1 protein-coding gene is annotated in these 657 nt (G+C 68.8%); it reads left to right on the forward strand.

The features are described 5' to 3' along the window. The coding region (locus AC1D12_RS34785; protein WP_477845596.1) for a di-heme oxidoredictase family protein at window positions 1-657 on the forward strand (657 nt) is incomplete at both ends.

The following is a 657-nucleotide window of genomic DNA, read 5'->3' on the forward strand; positions in this document are numbered from 1 at the left end:
CTACGCGTATGACCCGGAGACCGGCAAGGTGCGCCTGGGCCGCTACGGCTGGAAGGCCTCGAAGGTCAGCCTGCGCCACCAGGCGTCGGCGGCCGCGCTGCTGGACATGTCGGTCACCTCGCCGGTGTACCCGAACCGCGACTGCCTGTATGGCCCGGCGAAGTGCAGCACCGCGAACCGCGTCGACCCCGGCCTGACAGAAGAGGCGCTGACGCTGCTGGAACGCTACGTGGCCCTGCTGGCCGTGCCGGCGCAACGCAGCCTGGCGAGCGGCTACCCGAAGGGTGTATCGCCGCTGGCCGCGCTGAACCCGGACGTCGACAAGATCGCCGCCGGCGCGACGGTGTTCAACACCATCAAGTGCTCGACCTGCCACGTACCGTCGATGACGACCGGCACCACCAGCGAGTTCCAGGAAGCGCGCGGCCAGAAGATCAAGCCCTACACCGACATGCTGCTGCATGACATGGGCTCCGATCTGGCCGACGGCCTGACCGAAGGCCTGGCCACCGGCAGCATGTGGCGCACCTCGGCCCTGTGGGGCATCGGCTACACCGAACTGGTCGCCGGCAAGGACGTGAAGGTCGGCTACCTGCACGACAGCCGCGCCCGCACGCTGACCGAAGCCATCGTGTGGCACGGCGGTGAAGGCAAGGC

It is taken from the genome of Rhizobacter sp. P1_G5, assembly GCF_056405435.1.